Source organism: Streptomyces sp. NPDC034670, from assembly GCF_055574875.1.
On the sequence record NZ_JBVITR010000007.1, the window covers coordinates 147,972 to 170,124 of the forward strand.

The window sequence follows — 22,153 nt, forward strand, 5'->3', positions numbered from 1 at the left end:
TACGTCTCAGTACCGTCACCGGACGAGGCGCCCGCCCCATGGTTGGCGTTTAACTCTACGAGTACAGCGCTACATGGAGGTGGCAGGGTGAACGGGCGAACGGTGCTCGAACGCTTTCCCGCAGGCGGGCCGCGCGGATCCTGGCCGGCGGAGGAGTTCGCGCAGGCGCGGCGTCTGGAGGGCCTGCCCGCCGAGGTCGTCATGGACCTGGCCACCGACATGTTCCTGGTGATCGTACGGAGCGGCGACGGCGGTGAGGCGGCGGCGTGAGCGATGCCGCCCGAGGGGCCGGGACGGCTCCGGGCACCGGCCGGAGCGGACGGTGCCGGCCGGACGGTTCAGCCCGCCTTCGGTGACGGCACCTTCCCGGGCGGGGGCGCGGAGGGCGGCGCGGTGAACTGCTCCGCCTGGAGCGCGTACAGCTCGGCGTAGAGGCCGCCCGAGGCCAGCAGCTCGTCCGGCGAGCCGGATTCCACCAGCTTGCCCTGGTCGAGCACGTGCACCAGGTCCGCGTGGCGCACGGACGCCAGCCGGTGCGTGATCAGCACCACCGTCTGGCCGCCGTCCGCCAGGGCCCGGATCCGGTCGAAGACCTCCAGCTCGGCCCGGGCGTCCAGGGCGGCCGTCGGCTCGTCCACGATCAGGATGCGCCCGCGCCGGTACGCGGCCCGGGCGATGCCCAGCCGCTGCCACTGCCCCCCGGACAGCTCGTGGCCCCCGCTGAAGTGCCGGGCCAGCAGGGTGTCCAGGCCGCGCGGCAGGTCCGCGACCACCGCTTCCGCTCCGGCCTCGGCGATCGCCGCGGCCAGCTGCTCCTCGCTCACCGGGGCCGACGGCCGTCCCAGGAGGACGTTCACCCGCGCCGTGAACGGCCACCGTTTGAAGTCCTGCGCCACCATCGCGATGCGCTCGGCCAGCCGGTGCCGGTCCACGGCCGCCGCGTCCACGCCGTCCCACAGGATCCGCCCCCGCTCGGGTGTGTACAGCCCGGCGAGCAGTTTGACCAGGGTGGTCTTGCCGGAGCCGTTCTCGCCGACCAGCGCCACGATCCGGCCCAGCGGGAGGGTGAGCGAGACGTCGTCCAGGGCGGGGCGGGCGGCGTCGCCCGGGTAGCGGAAGGTGACGTTCTCGAAGCGGATCTCCCGGGGGTCGTCCGGCAGCGGAAGACCGCCCACGGGGATCGCGCGCTCGGCCGCCTCGACGTACAGCCGCTGCAGATCGCCCACGAACAGGGCCTCCTCGTGCAGCTGGTTCACCTCCAGGACCAGGGTCTCCAGGCTCGCCGAGCCGGTGCGGACCGCGATCACCGCCGTCCCCGCGACCGACAGCGCCATCGCCCCGGCCAGCAGCAGCCCGCCGAGCGTGGCGTACGTCGCCGCCGTCGCCAGGCCCGTCCACGTCGCCGCGATCAGACCCGTGCGGGCCGCCAGCCGGGCCAGCCGGGCCTGCTCCGCCTCCGCGGTCTCCGACATCGCCCGGAAGTGGCGCAGCAGGAAGGGGCCGACGCCGTGCACCCGGATCTCCGGCGCGGCCTCCGGCTCGGTGAGCAGGCCGCTGATCAGGTGGCCGGCGCGGGCGTGCTGCACCCAGGTGTGGAACGAGGCGTAGCGGCGGCGCGCGTTCGTCAGCGCGCCCCAGGCGCTCGGCAGCGTCATCGTCACCAGCAGCGGGAGCAGCGCCGGGTGCAGCACGGTGAGCACGCCGGCCGCCGCGACCAGCGAGATCATCGCGTTGATCACCCGTGTGCCGTACATGATCATGCGGCGGGCCGAGGAGGCGCCGTACTGGGCGGTGTCCAGCAGCTTGTGGAAGGCGTGGTCCTCGATCGCGGCCAGCTCCACGGCCGCGGCGCGCTCCAGGTACAGCTCGGTCGCCACCCGCTCGACCTTGGGTTCGAGGCGTCCGGTGGCGTAGGTGCTCGCCGCCCGCAGCAGCGCCGCGACCGTCATGACGGCGGCCACCGCGACGAGGGCGGGCACGGCGCCGCGCAGCCGTTCCTCGATCGGGCCGCCGCCCAGCAGCCGGCCCAGGACGCTGTTGACCGCGAGCAGGCTCACCGCCTGGGCCAGGCCCCGGCCCGCCTCGGCGGCCAGCACGGTCCGCGCGGCCCGCCGGTCGGCCTGCAGGGCGAGCCGGAGGCTGGTGGTCAGCAGGGCGGGCAGCCGGGTGATCATGGCGCGGAACCCCAGCTCGAGGAAGGCGTCGCTGTGCTGGTTCCAGCCCGTGTCGTAGCGCAGCGGCCCTCCGAAGAGCAGGCGCTCGGACTCGGAGAGGGGCGGGCCGTCGGGACCGGGGCGTTTCCCGCGGCGGGCGGAGCGCCGGTACCTCCTCCGCCCGGCGGGGCGGTCCGGGTCCGGCGGGCCGTCCGCTCCCGGTGGGTGGTCCGCCTCCGGCGGGCGGTCCGTTCCCGGCCCGCCCGCGTTCCGTGTGCCTGCCAACGCTGACCTCCCCCGATCACCGATTCCGACGAACGGCCACTATGGCGGCGCGGGATCCGCCGGGGCAGGGCGCGGGACGGGGCGGAGGAGGCGTGCGGGCGCACGTGCCGGGGGACCGGGCGGGACGGGGGCGCCGGGGGCCGGCCCCGGGTGCGCGGACGGAGGGCCGTGCGCGGGGCCGGGCACGCGGGGGCGCGGGGCCGGGGGCACGGCGCGGGCCCGGTGCGCGTCGTCCCGGACGGTGCGGGCCGGTGCCCGCCCGGGCGGAGTGGCGGGACGGCGCCGGCCCGCCGGTTACGCGCTGACCGGGCGGGACCAGGCCGGTGCGGTGCCGGTCAGGCGGCACAGGGCGAGGTAGAGGGGGATCGGCGGCGTGTAGGGGAGCGTGCCGTCGGGGCGGTGGATCAGACCGGGCAGGTCCGGGGCGTCGGGGAGGAGCGCGCCGGCGGCGTAGTGCGCGGGGGCGGGCCACTCCAGGGCGTGGTCCGAGTCGGACGGGACCAGCCACCACCAGTGGGCCGCATCGGCGTAGACACAGCCCACCCGGGGCAGCCGGGGCATCACCAGGGCACCGAGGCGGGCGGGGGCCGCCACCGCGTCGCAGCCCATCGGGGCCGTCATGCCCTCGGGCACCGGGAGCCGGCGGAGCGCGCCCCCGGCGCGGTGTCCGCGCCGGAGGCGCGCCAGCGTGTCCAGGTTCAGCACCCGGGAGCCGGACGTGGCCGTCACGGCCGCCTCCCGTCCGGGTGGTGCCGGCGCGCGGGCGGGGTCAGGCCCTCTGCCGCGCGGCGCGGCTCGTCGGACCGGTCGCCGTCACCGCCGCCGTCGTCCGGGCCGTGGGGCGGCCCGGGCGTCGGGCGGGCGCCCCAGCCCAGGTCGTCGCGGGGCTCCGCGGGGTCGGGCGGAGTGCCGGCCCGGCGGGGCAGGTCGGCCCAGACCAGCAGCCCGGGACCGTGCTCGTGGGCGCCCCACGCGTGGCAGAGGGAGTCGACGAGGAGCAGGCCCCTCCCGTGCTCCTCCTCCGGCCGCTGCCGGGTGTTCGCCCGCGGCCGGCCCGGTGCGCAGCCCTCGTCGCGCACGGCGATGCGCACCAGGGCGTCGCCGTCGTGCAGCTCGCAGACGATGCGGCTGCTCGCCGTGTGCACGACGGCGTTGGTGACCAGTTCGGAGACGACCAGGGCCGCCGTGTCGCAGGTGTCCTCGTCCACCGACCAGCCGGTCAGCCGTGATCTCGTCAGGCGTCTGGCCTGAGCGGGGGAACCCGGATGGGCGGCCAGTTCGAAACGGAACCGGCGCTCGGCGGCGGCCCCCACGGGGTCGTCTCCCGAGGCGGCGCCGAGACCGAGGGGGCCTGCGGCGGCGTCTGTTCCTAAGGGCGCGGACGGAATCACGCCTGCCACTATCGCCCCGCCGTGAACACTTGGCAAGTGTCACTCTGAAAAATGCAGAGTGTTGCGTGACGGTCCGGACGGTCGTGGCACACTGCTCGCAACAGCACCTCGCGCGGCGTCAGTTGAGATCGCCGATGGTTTGTCCGGACAGGGGTCGGAGCGACGGCCGGACGGCCGGAGCGGCGGCCGGGCGGGCCCTCGGGGCGGATCGCCGGACGGGTGCCGCCGGGCTGTCAGGGACTCTTCTCGTGGAGGTGGAGCGTGAGCGAACCGCGATCCGCGCCGACGGTCGGCCAGGTCGTCCTCGGCCGGCGCCTGCTGGACCTGCGGGAGCGCGCGGGACTCAAGCGGGAGGAGGCCGCCCGCATCCTCCGTGTCGCACCCGCCACCGTCCGTCGCATGGAGACGGCCGAGGTCGCGCTGAAGATCCCCTACCTCCAGCTCCTGCTGAAGGCGTACGGCGTCGGCGAGGACGAGGCCGACGCGTTCGTGCAGCTGGCGGAGGAGGCCAACCGGCCCGGCTGGTGGCAGCGCTTCCACGACATCCTGCCCGGCTGGTTCTCGATGTACGTCAGCCTGGAGGGCGCGGCCTCGCTCATCCGCAGCTACGAACCCCACTTCGTCCCCGGACTGCTCCAGACCGAGGACTACGCGCGCGGGGTGCTGCGCTCGGGCGCCATCGGGCAGACGCGGCCCGATGACATCGAGCGCCACGTCGCCCTGCGCATGCAGCGGCAGGCCCTGCTCACCCGGGAGGACGCGCCCCGGCTGTGGGTCGTGATGGACGAGACCGCGCTGCGCCGCCCGGTCGGCGGCCCGGAGGTGATGCGTGCCCAGATCGACAAGTTGCTCGAGGCTACGAAGTTGCCCAATGTGACGCTGCAGGTCGCCCCGTTCTCCAGCGGGCCGCACCCCGGCACGTACGGGCCCTTCGTGCTGTTCCGCTTCGCCATGCCCGAACTGCCGGACATGGTCTACAGCGAGTACCTGACCGGCGCCGTCTACCTGGACGCGCGCTCCGAGGTGGCGACCCATCTCGAGGTCATGGACCGCATGGCGGCGCAGGCCGCCACGGCACATCGCACGAAGGAGATCCTCCGGGGTCTCCGCAAGGAGCTGTGAATGGAACTCGTGGAGTCCCTGACGTCCCTGCCCCAGCCGCGGGTCCGCGCCGAGCGGATCTACAACGGCATGCCCGCGCGGGAGCTGGGCAGTGAGGGCTGGCACAAACCGTGGAGCGGCGGCAACGGGGGCAACTGCCTGGAGGCGATGAAGCTCGCCGACGGCCGGATCGCCGTACGGCAGTCCACCGACCCGGACGGGCCGGCGCTCATCTACACCACTGCCGAGATGACGGCCTTCATCGAGGGGGCGAAGGCGGGGGAGGCGGATTTCCTCCTGTCCTGAACCTCCTGCTCGTTCTTCCTTTTAATCCCTGGCTTGATCCCTGACCTGTGACGCGGCACCGAACCGACCACCCACCACCGCAGAGACCTACGGAGTCCCTCATGACCGGGCAGCACCCCGCCGAGATCGACACGAGCAGGCCCCATCCCGCGCGGATGTACGACTGGTACCTCGGCGGCAAGGACAACTACCCGGTCGACGAGGCCATGGGCCGGCAGATGCTGACCCTGGACCCGAGGGTGCCGGTGATGGCGCGGGTGAACCGCGCCTTCATGCACCGGGCCACGCGCTGGCTGGCCGGCCGGGGCGTACGCCAGTTCCTCGACATCGGCACCGGCATCCCCACCGAGCCCAACCTCCACCAGGTGGCCCAGCGGATCGCACCCGACGCGCGCGTCGTGTACTGCGACAACGACCCCATCGTGCTGGCCCACGCGGAGGCACTGCTGCGCGGCACGGACGAGGGGGCGACCGAGTACCTCCAGGCGGACGTGCGCGATCCGGAGGCCATCCTGGAGGGCGCGCGGAAGGTCCTCGACTTCACCGAGCCGGTCGCGCTGTCGCTCATCGCGCTGCTGCACTTCGTCCCCGACGAGGACGGGGCGCACGACCTGGTCGGGCGGCTGCTGGCGGCCCTGCCCTCCGGCAGCCACCTGGTCGTCACCCACGCGACGGCCGACTTCACCCCCGAGGAGTCGAAGGCGGCCACCGAGAAGCTCAGGGCCGCGGGCGTCACCCTGGCGCTGCGCTCCCGCGAGGAGTTCACCCGCTTCTTCGACGGTCTCGAACTGGTCGAGCCCGGCGTCCGGGTGCCGCACCAGTGGCACCCCGAGCTGGGGGAGCCGGTGGAGGGGCAGGACGACGGGGTGATCCCGGGCTACGGGGCGGTGGGACGCAAGCCCTGAGCCCCGGCGGGGCGGCGACGGTGCGGCGGGGCGGGAACCCCGCGTTCCGCCACCGCCCGCCCACCGCGGTCCGGCCGCGGGCGGGCGGTCAGACCCTCATCGGCCGGTCAGAGCGTCATCGGCCGGTCGTCCGGGCCGATGGGCGCCGGGAGCCGTGTGGTGCCGCCCGACAGGCGGCGGTCGACGGCCGCCGCCACCGCGCGGCCCTCGGCGATCGCCCACACGACGAGCGACTGCCCCCGGGCGGCGTCCCCGGCCGCGAACACGCCCGGCACGCCGGTGGCGAAGCCGGCGTCCCGCGCGATCGTGCCGCGCGGCTCCAGTGCGAGCCCCAGCCGGTCGACGAGCCCGTCCGCCCGGTCCGGGCCCGAGAAGCCGAGCGCGAGCAGCACGAGATCGGCGGGCAGGGTGCGTTCGGTGCCCGGTACGGGCCGGCGCCCGGCGTCCACCCCGACCAGGTGCAAGGAACGCACGTGCCCGTCCGCGTCACCGGTGAAGCGCAGGGTGGACACCGCGAACAGGCGCGCGTCCGCGTCCGCCGCCGGGGCCGTGCGCAGATCACGGGCCTCCTCGTGCGCGGCGGACAGCCGGTAGAGCCGGGGGTACGTCGGCCAGGGCTCGGTGTCGTCGTCCCGCTCGGTGCCCGGCCGGCCGTAGATGTCGAGCTGGGTCACGGACGCGGCACCCTCCCGCACGGCCGTGCCCAGGCAGTCGGCGCCCGTGTCGCCGCCGCCGACGATGACGACGTGCCGGCCCGCGGCCGACAGCGGTGACGACTCCAGGTCCCCCTCGCACACCCGGTTGGCCAGCGGCAGGTACTCCATCGCCTGGTGGATCCCGGTGAGCCCGCGTCCCGGTACGGGGAGTTCCCGCCACGCGGTCGCCCCCGTGGCGATCACCAGCGCGTCGTAACGGTCCCGCAGTTCGGCGGCGTCCACGTCGCGTCCGACCGTCGTGGAGGTGCAAAACCTCGTGCCCTCGGCCCGCATCTGCCCGATGCGCCGCTCCAGATGGCGCTTCTCCATCTTGAACTCGGGGATGCCGTACCGCAGCAGCCCGCCGATCCGGTCGTCCCGCTCGTACACGGCGGCCGTGTGGCCGGCCCGGGTCAGCTGCTGGGCCGCGGCCAGGCCGGCGGGTCCCGAGCCGACGACCGCGACCGTCCGGCCGGACAGCCGCTCCGGCGGGGCGGGCGGCGCGAGGCCCTCCTCCCAGGCCCGGTCGGCGATGGCGCACTCGACGTCCTTGATGGTGACGGCGGGCCGGTCGATGGCGAGGACGCAGCCCGCCTCGCAGGGAGCCGGGCACAACCGCCCGGTGAACTCGGGGAAGTTGTCGGTGGCGTGCAGCCGCTGCGCCGCGGCCCGCCAGTCCCCGCGCGCGACCAGGTCGTTCCACTCGGGGATCAGATTGCCCAGCGGGCAGGCCTCGTGGCAGAACGGGACGCCGCAGTCCATGCAGCGGCCGGCCTGCGGGCCGGCGAGGGGCAGCAGCGCCCCGGGGGCGTGGACCTCCCTCCAGTCCCGGACCCGTTCCTCCACGGGCCTGCGCGGCCGGTCCTGGCGCGGCGTGGACAGAAAACCCCTGGGGTCGGCCATGGCCGTCTTCCTTGCGTGCGCGGGTGACGGGCCGTGCGTCGCCGGACGACGGCGCTCCTCGGCCGCCTCCCGGTCGCCCTCCGGTCACGATACGTCCGCCCGCGCGGGTCCGCAGGACGCCGGACGGCGCTCCCCCCCGGGGCCGGTGCGGCAAGTCCGCCGGGCGAGCGCCGGGAGGCGGGCCGCACGGGCCGCACCGGCCGGGGCGACCGTGCGGTCGGACCGGCCGTTGGCGCATCATGGGCCGTGTGCGACTGGAAGCGATCACCTGGGACCGGCTCGGCGACCTCCTCGTCGAACGCGTGCTGGAACTGAGGGCGGCCGACGGCGGGCCCTGGCTGCGGCTCGCCGTCGACGGCGCCCCCGCGGCCCGCCCGGGGGACCTCGCCGAGCGGGTCGCCGAGGCGCTGCGGATACGCGGCCGCCCCTCCCTCGTCGTGGGCGCCGAGGGCTTCCTGCGCCCCGCCTCCGTCCGCCTCGAGCACGGACACCGGGACGTGGAGTCCTACTACGGGGGCTGGTACGACACCGGTGCCCTGTGGCGCGAGGTGTTCGGTCCCCTCGAACCCGGCGGGAGCGGACGGGTCCTGCCCGACCTGTGGGACCCCGTCACCGACCGCGCCACCCGCAGCCCCTACGTCGGGCTCCCGCCCGGCGGGGTGCTGGTGCTGCACGGCCCCCTCCTCCTGCGGCACTGGTTCCCCTTCGACCTGACCGTCCACGTCCTCCTCTCCCCGGGCGCCCTGCGCCGCCGCACCCCCGAGGCCGAGCACTGGACCCTCCCCGCCTTCGAACGCTACGAACGGGAGACGGACCCGGCCGCAACGGCGGACGTGCTGGTACGGGCCGACGATCCCCGGCATCCGGCCTGGCGCGGCTGAGACGGCCGGTCCGGGCCGTTCCCCCCGGGGTGCCGCCGTGGGACGGGGCGACGAGAATGAAGGGCGCCGGGACTCGCGGTGCGCCCCGCGCCGCGCCGGCCGTCCGGCACCGGGAGGTACTCCATGACCACCGCCGGAGACATCATGCACCGCGGCGCCCAGTGGATCCCCGCCCACGAAACCCTCGACCGGGCCGCCCAGTTGATGCGCGAGCTGAACGTCGGCGCCCTGCCCATCAGCGACGAGAACGAACGGCTGTGCGGCATCCTCACCGACCGCGACATCGTCGTCGGCTGCGTCGCCGCGGGGCACGATCCGGCCCGGGTCACCGCCGGCGACATGGCCAAGGGGACACCGCGCTGGATCGCGGCGGACGCCGACGTCAGCGAGGTCCTCCAGGAGATGCAGACGCACCGGATCCGCCGGCTCCCCGTCATCCAGGACAAGCGCCTCGTCGGCATGATCAGCGAGGCCGATCTCGCCCGGCACCTGACGGACGACCAGATCGCGACCTGGGCCGAGAACGTCTACGCCAGGACCGCCGCGGACTGACCGCGGACGCCGCACGCCGGGCACGGCGCGGACCGGAGCCGGGCGCGTCCGCCCCGCCCCGGCCCGCCCCGGTCCACCCCGGTCCGCCCTGCCGCCCCCGACCGCCGCGCCGTCGCGCCGCCGCGCCGTCGCACGTCAGGGAAGCACGGGCGGGCGGCCCCCCGTGCGTTCCACCGCCTGCGCGCCCGCCCCGCACCCCTCCCGCGCCGCCTGCTCCGGATCGGCGCCCGCGAGCAGGGCCGCGAGGAACGCGCCGGTGAAGGCGTCGCCGGCGCCCGTCGTGTCCCGGGGGACCGCCCGCACCGCGGGGACGCGCGCCCACACCTCGCCGGACCGCGCGAGCAGGGCGCCCCGCGCGCCCCGGGTGACCACCACCAGCGGAACGCGCCGGCTCAGCCGCGCCGCCGCGTCCGCCGCGTCGGACGCTCCCGTGAGCAGGCACGCCTCGTCACGGTTGGGCAGCAGGACGTCCACGCCCTCGGCCAGCGCCAGGAACCGGTCGGTGCCCAGCCGCGCGAGGAACCCGGCCGACGCCGGGTCCAGACTCACCGGCACCCCCCGCGCGCGTGCCGCCCTCAGGGCCACCGCGACGAGGGCCCGGCTCGCTCCGGTGAACAGGAGATAGCCCGACAGGTGCAGCCGCGCCACCCCGTCCAGCAGCGCGTCCGACCAGTCACCGGGCCCCAGCCGCAGCGACGCGCCGCCGTCGGCGAGGAAGGTCCGTTCGCCGGCCGCGTCCCCGTCGACGAGGCAGATCACCGTCCCCGTCGGCGCCCGCCCGTCGACGACGAGCAGGGGACGCACCCCCCGGGCGACCAGTTCCCGCTCGTGCCAGGCCGCCGCGTCCGCCCCCACCCGGCCGAGGAGCCGCACCTCGCCGCCCCGGCGCGCCGCCCAGCAGGCCACGTTGGCCCCCGCGCCGCCGGGCAGCGTCCGGACCGCCGCCGCCGTGTCCGTCCCCGCGGCGAGCGGCCCCCGGTACCGGGCGACCACGTCCGTGATCACGTCACCGACGACCAGCAGCGCCCCGCCCCGCACGCCCCTTCACCCCCCGGCGGCCCAGGCCGCCGCGACGCGCGCCGCCAGGCGTGCGTTGCCCCGGACCGCCGCCAGGTTGGCGGCGAGGGAGGCGCCGCCGGTGCGGCGGACCAGGTGGCCGAGCAGGAACGGGGTGACCGCCTGGCCGGTGACGCCCTCCGCCTCGCACGCGCGCAGCGCCTCGTCGAGGACCCGTGCGTGCACCTCGGGATCCAACTGTTCCTGCGGGGGAACCGGGTTGGCCACGACGAGCGCCGAGCCGGGCCCGCCGAGCGCGTCCTGCGCCCGCATCACGTCCGCCACCTGCTCCGGGGTGTCCAGCCGCCAGTCCACGGGATGCCCCGAGTCGGACAGGTAGAAGCCGGGGAAGCGGTCCGTGCCGTACCCGGCGACCGCGACCCCCAGCGTCTCCAGCCGCTGCAACGTCGCCGGCACGTCCAGGACCGACTTCACCCCCGCGCACACCACGGTGATCCGGGTACGCGCCAGCAGTCCCAGGTCGGCCGACTCGTCCTGGGTCACCGTCCACTCCCGGTGCACCCCGCCGAGCCCTCCGGTCGCGAACACCCGCACCCCCGCCAGCGACGCCAGCAGGGCGGTCGCCGACACCGTGGTCGCCCCGCTCGCCCCGCCGGCCACCGCGAGCGGCAGGTCGCGATGGCCCAGCTTGCGGATGCCGTCCCCGCCCGCCACCCGCTCCAGCTCCTCCCGGTCCAGGCCGATCCGGGGCCGCCCGTCCAGCACGGCGACCGTGGCCGGCACCGCGCCCTCCTCCCGCACGGCCGCCTCCAGCTCCAGCGCCACCCGGAGATTGCGCGGCCGGGGCAGCCCGTGCGCGATGATCGTGGACTCCAGGGCCACCACCGGCCGGCCCGCGGCGATCGCCCCCCGCACCTCTTCGGACACCATGAGCACCACGTGCCCGCCTCCCGTCTCCCGCTCTCCCCTCATCCCTGGCGGGCGGCGGGCCGGGTCAAACCCCTTGTGCGCCGCCGCGGCCGCGACGGAGGCTGGGACCCATGACGGATCACACGGCACGTCTCGACCACGTCGTCCTCTGGGTGCGGGACCCGGTCGCCGCAGCCGGCTTCTACGAGAAGGCGGTGGGCCTCGAACCCGTCAGGCTCGCCGAGTACGTGGCCGGCGAGGCCCCCTTCCCCTCGGCGCGCGTCAACGAGGAGACCATCCTCGACCTCATGCCGTCGGCCATGGCGGAACGCATGAGGATGCTTCCCGGCGCCGCCGAGAGCTCCGGGCACCCCGTCAACCACGTCTGCCTGTCGCTGACGGCCGACGGCTTCGACGCCCTCCGCGGCCGCCTGGAGGAGCAGTCCGTACCGGTGACGGACCTCTCGTACGACTCCTTCGGGGCGCGCGGCGCGGCCCGGCGCAGCTTCTACTTCCGCGACCCGGACGGCAACGTCCTCGAAGCGCGCCACTACGACTGAACCGGGCCCCGCCGGGCGGCGCGCCCTCCAGGGCCGGCGGCCGGCGCCCGGTCTCCGGTCCGCCCCCGAACCCGCCGATGCCGCCGCCGCTCTCCACGACCCGGTGGCAGGGCGCGACCACCGGCAGCGGATGGGCGCCCATCGCCGTGCCCACCGCCTGGGCGGCGCCGGGCCGCCCGACCCGCTCGGCCGGACCGCCGTACCCGACGACCGCGCCGAACGGCACGCCGGAGGCCGGCTCCCGCGGGACCTCGCGGGGAAGCCCGAGGCCGGCGACCGGTCCGGCGGCAGGTCGAAAGCCCGCCGCCGGCCCGCGAGGTACGCCTCGACCCGGCGTATCGCCTCGGCCGGGAGAGGGGAGCCGGGACCCTCGACGGGCCCGGTGCCGAACCGGGACGCCGGCCGCTCCGGCGCGCCCTCGCGCACCGTGTCCGTGGCGTGGAACACGACGTCGACCAGGCCCTGACGCGTCGCCGCCGGCAGCAGCGGACCGGTGCCGGTGCCGACGGCGGCCCACACGACCCGCTGTTCGCACCGCCCGTGGCCGTCCCTGTGTTCACCGCACGGCCCGCCACCGACAACGCCGGAGCGGAACGGGGCGGGACGGGCCGGGGCGGGGCCGGGGCGGTGCGGGGGAACGCCTCAGCCGCCCACCGCGTCCCGCACCACGTCGGGCGTGTCGGTGATGATCCCGTCCACCCCGAACCCGGCGACCCGCCGGGCGGCCGCCGCGTCGTTCACGGTCCAGGTGAGGACCTCCAACGGCTCGCCGTGCGCCCCGTCGTGGGAGTGCACGGCGGTGACGTACCCGGCGGAGAGGGAACCGTGCGGGGGGTTGATCTGGTCGGTGAAGCCCGCGTAGGCGGGCAGGTCCGCCACGGGCGGCGCACCGAGGAGGCCGGTCCTCACCGCGGGCTTCAGCTCGTGGACGGTGCGCACGCTGTCCGCGCTGAAGCTCTGCACGACCAGCCGGTCCCGCACGTGCCGGCGGTCGAGCCAGCCCTCGTTGCTCAGGACCTTGAGGGTCTGCCGCTCGATGCCGGGGTACAGCCGCGGGTTCTTGATCTCCAGCAGCAGCTTCTGGCGGTGGTGCTCGACCCGGCGCACGAACTGCTCGAGCGTCGGCACGCGCGCGCCCGCGTACGCGGGGCCGAACCAGCTGCCCGCGTCCAGCCGGGCGATCTCCGCGGCGGTGAAGTCCTTCACCCGCCACGGCGCCCTCCCCGGGAAGACCTCCTCGACGTCGGTGGTGCGCCGCAGGCTGTCGTCGTGGAGGACGACGAGCTCACCGTCCCGGGTGCGCTGGACGTCGTTCTCCACCCACTCGATGCCGAGCGCGGCCGCCCTGTCGACGGCGGCCAGGGTGTTCTCGGGCGCGTACGCGGAGGCGCCCCGGTGGGCTATCACCGCGGGGGGCGTGCCGGCGGCCCGGGCGGGGGAGGGCGGGAGCAGGAGGGCCGCGGTCCCCAGGAGCGCGGCGGTCGGTACGGAGACGGCGCGTGCACGCATGCGTACTCCTCGCGTCGGACGGTCACGGACGGTTCCACTGTGACAGCCGAGGGTCAACGCGAGAGGGGTGAGGGATGGCCGCGGATTGAACGGAGCGGCCCGTTCCGCGCACACTGGTGGCACACATATGGGGCAGAGGCGTGTTTCTTCGCCGGACGGCCGTTGGGCCGTTCCGGTGGGGGCCGTACCCTCTGCGTCAACCCCGGCCGCCGGTGCGGTCCTGGGAAGGGGGCTCATATCGGGGACTGCGGGACGCGCAGGGCGGGAAGGGCAGCCGGGCATGCAGAGCACGGTCGACGGATTCAGCTACGGTCTGGTCACACCCCTGGTGGCCTACCTCATGGCCTGCCTCGGCGGCGCCCTGGGCCTGCGTTGCACCGCCAGGGCCATGGTGGTCGCCCGCTCCTGGCGCCCCGGCTGGCTCGCCCTGGGGTCGACGGCCATCGGCTGCGGCATATGGACGATGCACTACGTCGCGATGATGGGCTTCACCGTCGAGGGGACCCCGATCCACTACGACCGGGCGACGACGTTCGCGAGCCTCGCCATCGCCGTCGCCATGGTGGGCACGGGGATCTTCATCGTCGGTTACCGGGGCGCGTCCGGGACGGCCCTGTTCACCGGGGGCGCCGTCACGGGCCTCGGCATCGCCTCGATGCACTACCTGGGCATGGCCGGCATGAGCCTCGACGGCCGCCTGGACTACGACGTCCCCACCGTCGCCGCGTCCGTGGCCGTCGCCGTGGCCGCCGCGACCGCCGCCCTGTGGGCGACCGGGCGGACCGGGGGCTTCCGGTGGAGCGTGGGCGCGAGCCTCGTCCTGGGACTGGGGGTCACCGGCATGCACTACACGGGGATGGCCGCGCTCGACGTGCACGTCCACAGCGTCTCCGGCCCCGCCGCCGGGGAGTCCGCGGCGGCGCTGCTCGGGCCGATGCTGGTCGGCCCGCTCGCCCTCCTCGTCCTCGCGGGCGTCGTGGTGCTCTTCGACCCGCTGATGGTGCGGGGCGGCCCCGTCGCGGCGCCCGCCGAGCGCAGGCCCGGCGTCCCCGCCCACTCCTCCGTCCGCCACGCCCCGGCGCGGCGGCGGCCGCGCGTGCGGGGCCCCGTGGAACACCGCTCCCGCACCCCGCAGAGGCACTGACCCGGACCGGTTGTCGGTGGCGGGCCGTACGGTGGATGGCATGCGGCCCGTTTCCCACATCGAACGCACGGTGGCGCCCTTCGAGGTCGTCAGTCCCTACCGGCCCAGCGGCGACCAGCCCGCGGCCATCGCCGACCTCGCCCGGCGCATCGAAGCAGGTGAGAAGGACGTCGTCCTCCTGGGCGCGACCGGTACCGGCAAGTCCGCCACCACCGCGTGGATGATCGAGAAACTCCAGCGTCCCACCCTGGTGATGGCGCCGAACAAGACGCTGGCCGCGCAGCTGGCCAACGAGTTCCGCGAACTGCTGCCGAACAACGCCGTCGAGTACTTCGTCTCGTACTACGACTACTACCAGCCCGAGGCGTACGTCCCGCAGTCGGACACCTACATCGAGAAGGACTCCTCGATCAACGAGGAGGTCGAGCGGCTGCGCCACTCCGCGACCAACTCGCTGCTCACCCGCCGCGACGTCGTGGTGGTCGCCTCCGTCTCCTGCATCTACGGCCTCGGCACCCCGCAGGAGTACGTGGACCGCATGGTCCCGCTCCGCGTCGGCGACGAGATCGACCGGGACGAGCTGCTGCGCCGCTTCGTGGACATCCAGTACACGCGCAACGACATGTCCTTCACCCGCGGCACCTTCCGGGTCCGCGGCGACACCATCGAGATCTTCCCGGTCTACGAGGAACTCGCCGTGCGCATCGAGATGTTCGGCGACGAGATCGAGGCGCTGTCCACCCTCCACCCGGTCACCGGCGAGATCGTCAGCGACGACCGGCAGCTGTACGTCTTCCCGGCCTCCCACTACGTCGCCGGCCCCGAGCGCATGGAGCGGGCCGTGGGCGACATCGAGAAGGAACTCGCCGAGCGCCTGGCCGAGCTGGAGAGGCAGGGCAAGCTCCTGGAGGCCCAGCGGCTGCGCATGCGCACCACGTACGACCTCGAGATGCTCCGCCAGATCGGCACCTGCTCCGGCGTGGAGAACTACTCGATGCACTTCGACGGCCGCCTGCCCGGCTCCCCGCCCAACACCCTGCTGGACTACTTCCCGGACGACTTCCTCCTCGTCATCGACGAGTCGCACGTCACCGTCCCGCAGATCGGCGCCATGTACGAGGGCGACGCCTCCCGCAAGCGCACCCTGGTCGACCACGGCTTCCGGCTGCCCTCCGCGCTGGACAACCGGCCGCTGAAGTGGGAGGAGTTCCAGGAGCGCATCGGCCAGACCGTCTACCTGTCGGCCACCCCCGGCGCGTACGAGCTCTCCCGCTCGGACGGCGTCGTCGAGCAGATCATCCGCCCCACCGGCCTCGTCGACCCGGAGGTCGTCGTCAAGCCCACCGAGGGCCAGATCGACGACCTGGTGCACGAGATCCGCACGCGCGTCGAGAAGGACGAGCGCGTCCTGGTCACCACGCTCACCAAGAAGATGGCCGAGGACCTCACCGACTACTTCCTGGAACTCGGCATCCAGGTGCGCTACCTGCACAGCGACGTCGACACCCTGCGCCGGGTGGAACTGCTGCGGGAGCTGCGCAGCGGCGAGTTCGACGTCCTGGTCGGCATCAACCTGCTGCGGGAGGGGCTCGACCTGCCCGAGGTGTCCCTGGTGGCGATCCTCGACGCCGACAAGGAGGGCTTCCTGCGCTCCGGCACCTCCCTGATCCAGACCATCGGCCGCGCCGCGCGGAACGTCTCCGGCCAGGTCCACATGTACGCCGACAAGATCACCCCGGCGATGGCGAAGGCCATCGACGAGACCAACCGCCGCCGGGAGAAGCAGATCGCCTACAACCGGGCGAACGGCGTCGACCCCCAGCCGCTGCGCAAGAAGATCAACGACATCGTCGCCCAGATCGCCCGCGAGGACGTCGACACCGAGCAGCTGCTCGGCTCCGGCTACCGCAAGGCCGGCAAGGACGGCGGGGGCACCAAGGCCCCCGTGCCCTCCCTCGGTTCCAAGGCGGCCAAGGGAGCGAAGAGCGCCAGGGGCAAGGCCGCGGAAGCGGCGCCGACCGACCGTCCGGCCGCCGAACTCGCCGAGCAGATCGAGGAGCTCACCGCACGGATGCGGGCCGCCGCCGCGGACCTCCAGTTCGAGATCGCGGCCCGGCTGCGCGACGAGGTCTCCGAGATGAAGAAGGAGCTGCGGCAGATGAGGGAGGCGGGCCTGTCCTGACGGCCCCGGACGGCGCCCGGTCCGCAGCCCGCAGCCGGCGCCCCCGACGCGCTCCCGGCCCCGTGCCGCACGGAGTGTGTTGCAGGACCGACACAAAGTGCGGATCGGGGTACGTCGCCGTCAGTGCTCCTGCGTAGGGTTCTGGCAACCGCGGCTTCGCGGCAACAGGGGACAGTTCGAGAGGGGAATCAGCGCGTGACCGTCAACATGACCAAGGGTCAGGCCATCAGTCTTCAGAAGGACGACGGCGGCAGCCTGACCGCGGTCCGCATGGGTCTGGGCTGGCAGGCGGCTCCCCGCCGCGGCCTGTTCGGCTCGCGCACCCGGGAGATCGACCTGGACGCCTCCGCCGTCCTGTTCGCGGACAAGCAGCCGGTCGACGTGGTCTTCTTCCGCCACCTGGTGAGCGACGACGGCTCCGTGCGGCACACCGGTGACAACCTCGTCGGCGGTGTCGGCCAGGGCGGCGACGACGAGGCCATCCTCGTCGACCTGTCGCGCGTCCCGGTCCACATCGACCAGATCGTCTTCACCGTGAACTCCTTCACGGGCCAGACCTTCCAGGAGGTGCAGAACGCGTTCTGCCGCCTCGTCGACGAGACCAACGGCCAGGAGCTCGCCCGCTACACGCTGGCCGGCGGCGGCGCCTACACGGCCCAGATCATGGCGAAGGTGCACCGCGCGGGCTCGGGCTGGACGATGACGGCCCTCGGCAACCCGGCCAACGGCCGCACCTTCCAGGACCTGATGCCGGCGATCCTGCCGGTTCTCTAGGCGCACCCGGGGCCGGGTGACACACGCGCCCATCACACGCGACACAGGGGGGACGAAGGCGATGACGGCCGAGCTGGTGCGGGGGCAGAACCACCCGCTCTCCCGGTCCCGTCTGGAGATCCGGATCTCGACCGGCACACCGGTCGTGGCCGCGGCCGCGCTCGGCGACGGGAACGGCCGGATCCACGGGACGGAGTGGGTGGCCCATCCGGGTGCCCCCACCCGGCCCGGCCTGGAGGTGCCGCGGCAGGCGGCCGCCGACCACCGCCTCGCGGTGGACCTGGACGCCATGACGGACGCGGTCCACCGGATCAGCGTGCTGCTCGCCCTGCCCGCCCCGGACGGCGGACCGGGACCCACCCGGTTCGGCGCCGTGGCGGCCCCCTTCGTCGCCGTCACCGGCCTGGACGGCACCGAGGTCGCCAGCTACACCATCACCGGCCTGGAGGCCGAGTCGGCCGTCGTCGCCCTGGAGCTCTACCGGCGGCAGGGCGCCTGGAAGGTGCGCGCCGTCGGCCAGGGGTACGCCGGCGGCCTGGCCGAACTCCTCACCGACCAGGGCCTGCCCCAGGCCCGGCAGCTCGCGGCCGGTATCGGCGAGGCGGTCGCGCAGGGCCTCGCCCGCTCCGTGCAGGCACCCCCGCCCCGCCCGTCCGGCGGCGACCGCTCCCCCCGGGCCGCGGCACCGGCCGTCGGCCCGGACCGGAGCGGCACCGCGCCCCGGGACGACCCGGACCCCGTGCCGTCCGCGCACGGCGGACGGCAGGCAGGCCGGCCGGGACAGGACGGCCCCCGGCCGGCGTACGGGGAAGCCGGCGCGGCGGACCCGTCCCCGGCCACCGGCGGCCCGGTCGACTACAGCCACCCCCGGCGGCGGACCTCCGCCCCGCCGCCCCCGCCGACCGCCCCGCCGGCCCCGCCCGGACAGCCCGCGCGCCCCGTCGCGGGGGACGCCACCGGCTGGTCCATGGAGGAGCGGCTCTACAACCAGGTCTGGGGCATGTTCGAGGACCTGGCCCGCACCACCGCCGCCTACCGGAGCGCCGTCGACTTCGCCGAGTCGCGCAGGCACAAGGAGCTGGAACAGGCCCTGTCCGACCCGCGCAGCCGGATCGGCGGCCCGGGCGACGCCGCGCGCGAGGCGGCCCGCGCCCGGTACGACCTGCTCGTCGGCCAGGCGCGGGAGGCCTTCGACCGGGACCTCGTCCAGCTCGTCGCCGAGGCCGAGGTCGTCGAGCCCGCGCTGCCCCGGGCCTTCGCACGCTGGGACAACCCCGTCTGGCACGCCTACCGGGTGCCCGTGGAGACGCCCATGGCGCTGCGCCTGGGCGACCTCCGCCTCCCCGAGACCGACCGGATCCGCATCCCCATGCTGCTCCGGCTGCCGCTGGAGCGCGGGCTGTGGATCGACAGCGGCCGGGCCGGTTCGCCCGGCGGGCCGGTCACCGGCTCCCACGACCTGCGGCACCTCGCCCTGGAGGCGGCGGTGGCCCACGCGGCCCGGCTGCTCGCCGTCCACCCGGCCGGTGAGTTCACCGTGCACGTCATCGACCCCGTCGGATCCGGTGCGCGGGCGCTGGCACCGCTGACGCGCACCGGTGTGCTCGCGGCCCCGCCCGCCCCGGGCGCCGCGGGCGTGGCGGACGTCCTGGGCCGGCTCACCCGGCGGGTCGACCTGGTGCAGATGGCGCTGCGCGCAGGCGCGCCCGACGCGCTGCCCCCCGGCTTCGACACCTCCCGGCACCTGCTGGTCGTCAACGACTTCCCGCACGGGTTCGACGACCGGGCCGTCAACCAGCTGCGCTACCTCGCCGACGAGGGGCCGTCCACCGGCGTGCACCTGATGATGGTCGCCGACCGCGAGGATTCCGCCGGCCACGGCCCGCTGCTCGACCCGCTGTGGCGTTCGCTGCTGCGACTGACCCCGGTGGCCGACGATCACCTGGCCGACCCGTGGGTCGGGCACGCCTGGACGTACGAACCCCCGGTGGTGCCGCCCGGCAGCCAGGTCCTCGACCAGGTGCTCACCCAGGTCGCCGCCGCCCGCCGCCAGGAGGGCCGGTGACGGGCCCGCGCCCGGTGCCGAGCCCTCGGTGAACCCACTGTGACCTGCGCCTCTATACCGGTGCTTATCTAGCTCTTTACCAATCCTTGGCGATCGGGGTACTGTTCCTCGTACGGAGGGGAGTACTCCCCGTCTGTGCGGCGACCCCGTCAATACGGATCAGGCCAGATCCCGGGGCGTCGGCCCATGGGTCCGCCCGGCTCTTTCCGGTGTCCGGGCCCGGGTGGAAGAGACCTCCGGCAGCGACGACGCTGACATTTGCCGTGTGACGTATCTGCCGGAGGCGCAGTGGAAGTTTCCATGACCCTGTGGGTCCTGACGATCGTGGGCCTCGCCGCCCTGATCTCGGTCGACTTTTTCATCGGCCGCAAGCCGCACGACGTGTCCATCAAGGAAGCCGGCATCTGGACGGTCGTCTGGATCGCCCTGGCCGTGCTCTTCGGGATCGGTCTGCTGGTCTTCGGCGGCGGCCGGCCCGCCGGTGAGTTCTTCGCCGGCTTCATCACCGAGAAGTCGCTGAGCGTCGACAACCTCTTCGTCTTCGTCCTGATCATGGCGAAGTTCGCGGTGCCGTCGCAGTACCAGCAGCGGGTCCTCCTGGTCGGTGTCCTCATCGCCCTGGTGCTGCGCGCCGTCTTCATCGCCGCGGGCGCCGCGATCATCGCCAGCTTCTCGTGGGTGTTCTACATCTTCGGGGCCTTCCTGATCTGGACCGCCTGGAAGCTCATCCAGGAGGCCCGGGCCGACGAGGAGGACGAGGAGTTCGAGGAGAACAAGCTCCTCAAGGCCGCCGAGCGCCGCTTCGGCGTGGCCGACCGGTACCACGGCACCAAGCTGTGGATCGAGCAGAACGGCAAGCGGGTCATGACCCCGATGCTGGTCGTGATGCTCGCCATCGGCACCACCGACGTCCTGTTCGCGCTCGACTCCATCCCCGCGATCTTCGGCCTCACCCAGGACCCGTACATCGTGTTCACCGCGAACGCGTTCGCCCTGATGGGCCTGCGGCAGCTGTACTTCCTCATCGGCGGCCTGCTGAAGAAGCTGGTCCACCTCTCCTACGGCCTGTCGATCATCCTCGGCTTCATCGGCGTGAAGCTGGTGCTCCACGCACTGCACGAGTCGGGGGTCCACGTTCCCGAGATCAGCATCCCGGTCTCGCTGGGCGTGATCTGCACGGTCCTGATCGTCACCACGATCACCAGCCTGCGGGCCTCCCGCAAGCTGGCGGAGGCCGAAGCCGCGGCGGGCCGGGAAGAGGGCCCCGCGAAGGACGAGATCGACGCCTGACCCCGCCGTCGCACCGGGGGCAACACCCAGGACCGGGGACGGACGAAGCGCCTCGCGGCCCTTCCTCCCCGCTGTCCGCCTGTCTCGGTGGCGTGTCGCGTTGCACGGGCACGCCACCGAGGCACGTCCACACCCGGCCGGAGCGCGCGTGCCCCCGCGCCGAACGGCCGGCGCCCATCGCAATCAACCCGTACGAGGAGGCCATGCATGACCATGATGACCCCGAGGCGATCAGGACGGCGGAGCACACCGGCACCCCGTGCGGCGTCGGCGGCCATGCTCCCCGCCCCGGTCCACCGGTGGCCCCAAGGGGTCTCCGGCGCGGCGCACCGTCCTCCGGGGACCGGGGCGGTCGCCCCGTGATCGCTCGGATCAGACCGTTCGCGACCCGGTGGACGACCCTGGTGCCGCCGCTCGCGGTGATCCTGCTGGTCTTCACCTGGGGACGCGAGCTGCCCGGAGGGGTCGTGGCGGTGGCCACCGTGGTCCTCGCGGGGGCCGTGCTGGCGGCCGTGCACCACGCCGAAGTGGTCGCCCACCGGGTCGGTGAGCCCTTCGGCTCCCTGGTCCTCGCGGTCGCCGTCACCGTCATCGAGGTGGCGCTGATCGTGACCCTCATGATGGACGGCGGGGACAAGAGCGCGACGCTCGCCAGGGACACCGTGTTCGCGGCGGTGATGATCACCTGCAACGGCATCCTCGGACTGAGCCTCCTGGTCGGCTCGCTGCGCCACGGCACCGCCGTCTTCAACCCGGAGGGCAGCGGATCCGCCCTCGCCACGGTCGCGACGCTGGCGACCCTCAGCCTGGTGCTGCCGACGTTCACCACGAGCAAGCCGGGCCCGGAGTTCTCCTCCGTGCAGCTCACCTTCGCGGCGGTGATCTCCCTGGTCCTCTACGGCCTGTTCGTGACGACCCAGACCATGCGCCACCGCGACTACTTCCTGCCCGTCGCCCGGCAGGGGGAGGGGGACACCGGCGACGGGCCCGTCGAGGAGCACGCCGAGGCGCCGTCCCTGCGCACCGCGATGATCAGCCTGGGGCTGCTGGGACTGGCTCTGATCGGTGTGGTCGGCCTTGCCAAAGGGGTCTCGCCCGCCATCGAGTCCGCGGTGGACACGGCCGGTCTGCCCCACGCCGTCGTCGGTGTGATCATCGCCCTGCTGGTCCTCCTTCCCGAGACCATCGCCGCGGTGCGCGCCGCACGGCGCGACCAGGTCCAGATCAGCATGAACCTCGCGCTCGGCTCGGCGATGGCGAGCATCGGCCTGACCATTCCCGCGGTCGCGCTCGCCTCCCTCTGGCTCACCGGTCCGCTCGTCCTCGGCCTGGGCAGCACCCACATGGTGCTGCTCGCCCTGACCGTGGTGGTGAGCGCGCTGACCGTGGTCCCCGGCCGGGCCACACCGCTCCAGGGCGGAGTGCACCTGGTGCTGCTCGCGGCCTATCTGGAGCTGGCGATCAACCCGTAGCGGTACGGGAGGCGGACCGACGGTCCCGGGTGAGCCGCCGCGTGCGGTTCACCCGGGAC

At 74.4% G+C, this 22,153-nt stretch carries 20 protein-coding genes and 1 pseudogene; 13 read left to right on the forward strand and 8 right to left on the reverse strand.

Annotation, left to right across the window (positions count from 1 at the left end):
- Nucleotides 1-87: 87 nt before the first annotated feature.
- Nucleotides 88-270: a hypothetical protein gene (locus ACZ56B_RS07915; protein WP_468787436.1), complete on the forward strand. Its 183-nt coding sequence runs from the start codon at nucleotides 88-90 to the stop codon at nucleotides 268-270.
- A gap of 68 nt (nucleotides 271-338) precedes the next feature.
- On the opposite strand, the gene ACZ56B_RS07920 is transcribed toward ACZ56B_RS07915, so the two are convergent.
- The 3 genes from ACZ56B_RS07920 to ACZ56B_RS07930 form a co-directional block, all read right to left on the reverse strand.
- Nucleotides 339-2,174: an ABC transporter ATP-binding protein gene (locus ACZ56B_RS07920; protein ID WP_468787538.1), complete on the reverse strand. Its 1,836-nt coding sequence runs from the start codon at nucleotides 2,172-2,174 to the stop codon at nucleotides 339-341.
- 558 nt (nucleotides 2,175-2,732) lie between these two features.
- Nucleotides 2,733-3,167 carry a hypothetical protein gene (locus ACZ56B_RS07925; protein ID WP_468787438.1) on the reverse strand — a complete coding sequence of 145 codons (435 nt, stop codon included), beginning with the start codon at nucleotides 3,165-3,167 and terminating at the stop codon, nucleotides 2,733-2,735.
- Entirely contained in the window at nucleotides 3,164-3,838 is a 675-nt protein-coding gene (locus ACZ56B_RS07930; protein WP_468787440.1) for an ATP-binding protein, read from the reverse strand. The genes ACZ56B_RS07925 and ACZ56B_RS07930 overlap by 4 nt, the downstream gene beginning before the upstream one ends.
- Before the next feature lie 252 nt (nucleotides 3,839-4,090).
- On the opposite strand from ACZ56B_RS07930, the gene ACZ56B_RS07935 reads away from it, so the two are divergent.
- The 3 genes from ACZ56B_RS07935 to ACZ56B_RS07945 all read left to right on the forward strand — a co-directional run bounded on the left by ACZ56B_RS07935 (nucleotide 4,091) and on the right by ACZ56B_RS07945 (nucleotide 6,141).
- Nucleotides 4,091-4,951: a helix-turn-helix domain-containing protein gene (locus ACZ56B_RS07935; RefSeq protein WP_468787442.1), complete on the forward strand. Its 861-nt coding sequence runs from the start codon at nucleotides 4,091-4,093 to the stop codon at nucleotides 4,949-4,951.
- Nucleotides 4,952-5,236: a DUF397 domain-containing protein gene (locus ACZ56B_RS07940; protein WP_468787444.1), complete on the forward strand. Its 285-nt coding sequence runs from the start codon at nucleotides 4,952-4,954 to the stop codon at nucleotides 5,234-5,236.
- A gap of 101 nt (nucleotides 5,237-5,337) precedes the next feature.
- On the forward strand, nucleotides 5,338-6,141 hold the full coding sequence (locus ACZ56B_RS07945) for an SAM-dependent methyltransferase (protein WP_468787446.1): 804 nt from the start codon (nucleotides 5,338-5,340) through the stop codon (nucleotides 6,139-6,141).
- Between the two features lie 107 nt (nucleotides 6,142-6,248).
- Here ACZ56B_RS07945 and ACZ56B_RS07950 read toward each other — a convergent pair whose 3' ends face one another.
- Nucleotides 6,249-7,739, reverse strand: a complete 1,491-nt coding sequence (locus tag ACZ56B_RS07950; protein ID WP_468787448.1) for a glutamate synthase subunit beta — start codon at nucleotides 7,737-7,739, stop codon at nucleotides 6,249-6,251.
- 239 nt (nucleotides 7,740-7,978) lie between these two features.
- On the opposite strand from ACZ56B_RS07950, the gene ACZ56B_RS07955 reads away from it, so the two are divergent.
- Together ACZ56B_RS07955 and ACZ56B_RS07960 are read left to right on the forward strand one after the other, a co-directional pair.
- Nucleotides 7,979-8,620 (forward strand): nucleoside/nucleotide kinase family protein, encoded by a 642-nt coding sequence (locus ACZ56B_RS07955; protein ID WP_468787450.1) that lies wholly within the window; start codon nucleotides 7,979-7,981, stop codon nucleotides 8,618-8,620.
- 123 nt (nucleotides 8,621-8,743) lie between these two features.
- Entirely contained in the window at nucleotides 8,744-9,172 is a 429-nt protein-coding gene (locus ACZ56B_RS07960; RefSeq protein ID WP_468787452.1) for a CBS domain-containing protein, read from the forward strand.
- A 135-nt stretch (nucleotides 9,173-9,307) separates the two neighbouring features.
- Here the strand turns inward: ACZ56B_RS07960 and ACZ56B_RS07965 are convergent, their stop codons facing one another.
- Together ACZ56B_RS07965 and ACZ56B_RS07970 are read right to left on the reverse strand one after the other, a co-directional pair.
- A complete protein-coding gene (locus ACZ56B_RS07965; RefSeq protein ID WP_468787454.1) occupies nucleotides 9,308-10,210 on the reverse strand; it encodes a carbohydrate kinase family protein in 903 nt (300 codons plus the stop codon).
- 6 nt (nucleotides 10,211-10,216) lie between these two features.
- Nucleotides 10,217-11,128 carry a pseudouridine-5'-phosphate glycosidase gene (locus ACZ56B_RS07970; protein WP_468787456.1) on the reverse strand — a complete coding sequence of 304 codons (912 nt, stop codon included), beginning with the start codon at nucleotides 11,126-11,128 and terminating at the stop codon, nucleotides 10,217-10,219.
- Between the two features lie 101 nt (nucleotides 11,129-11,229).
- Here ACZ56B_RS07970 and ACZ56B_RS07975 point away from each other — a divergent pair, with 101 nt between their 5' ends.
- Entirely contained in the window at nucleotides 11,230-11,658 is a 429-nt protein-coding gene (locus tag ACZ56B_RS07975; RefSeq protein ID WP_468787458.1) for a VOC family protein, read from the forward strand.
- Nucleotides 11,659-11,671: 13 nt separating this feature from the next.
- Here ACZ56B_RS07975 and ACZ56B_RS07980 read toward each other — a convergent pair.
- Nucleotides 11,672-12,177: pseudogene (locus ACZ56B_RS07980) on the reverse strand (methylated-DNA--[protein]-cysteine S-methyltransferase); the annotation flags it as partial.
- A 123-nt stretch (nucleotides 12,178-12,300) separates the two neighbouring features.
- The gene (locus ACZ56B_RS07985) at nucleotides 12,301-13,167 is read right to left on the reverse strand and encodes a glycerophosphodiester phosphodiesterase (RefSeq protein WP_468787460.1); all 867 of its coding nucleotides are present in this window, start codon (nucleotides 13,165-13,167) and stop codon (nucleotides 12,301-12,303) included.
- A gap of 280 nt (nucleotides 13,168-13,447) precedes the next feature.
- Between ACZ56B_RS07985 and ACZ56B_RS07990 the strand changes: the two genes are divergently transcribed.
- From ACZ56B_RS07990 to ACZ56B_RS08015, 6 genes are all read left to right on the forward strand, one after another.
- On the forward strand, nucleotides 13,448-14,311 hold the full coding sequence (locus tag ACZ56B_RS07990) for an MHYT domain-containing protein (protein WP_468787462.1): 864 nt from the start codon (nucleotides 13,448-13,450) through the stop codon (nucleotides 14,309-14,311).
- A 40-nt stretch (nucleotides 14,312-14,351) separates the two neighbouring features.
- Nucleotides 14,352-16,493, forward strand: a complete 2,142-nt coding sequence (uvrB, locus tag ACZ56B_RS07995) for an excinuclease ABC subunit UvrB (protein WP_468787464.1) — start codon at nucleotides 14,352-14,354, stop codon at nucleotides 16,491-16,493.
- Between the two features lie 195 nt (nucleotides 16,494-16,688).
- Nucleotides 16,689-17,267 carry a TerD family protein gene (locus ACZ56B_RS08000; RefSeq protein WP_004989517.1) on the forward strand — a complete coding sequence of 193 codons (579 nt, stop codon included), beginning with the start codon at nucleotides 16,689-16,691 and terminating at the stop codon, nucleotides 17,265-17,267.
- A gap of 61 nt (nucleotides 17,268-17,328) precedes the next feature.
- Nucleotides 17,329-19,332, forward strand: a complete 2,004-nt coding sequence (locus ACZ56B_RS08005; protein WP_468787466.1) for a TerD family protein — start codon at nucleotides 17,329-17,331, stop codon at nucleotides 19,330-19,332.
- A gap of 288 nt (nucleotides 19,333-19,620) precedes the next feature.
- A complete protein-coding gene (locus ACZ56B_RS08010) occupies nucleotides 19,621-20,622 on the forward strand; it encodes a TerC family protein (protein ID WP_468787468.1) in 1,002 nt (333 codons plus the stop codon).
- A gap of 359 nt (nucleotides 20,623-20,981) precedes the next feature.
- Nucleotides 20,982-22,094, forward strand: a complete 1,113-nt coding sequence (locus tag ACZ56B_RS08015; RefSeq protein ID WP_468787470.1) for a calcium:cation antiporter — start codon at nucleotides 20,982-20,984, stop codon at nucleotides 22,092-22,094.
- The last annotated feature ends 59 nt before the right edge of the window (nucleotides 22,095-22,153 follow it).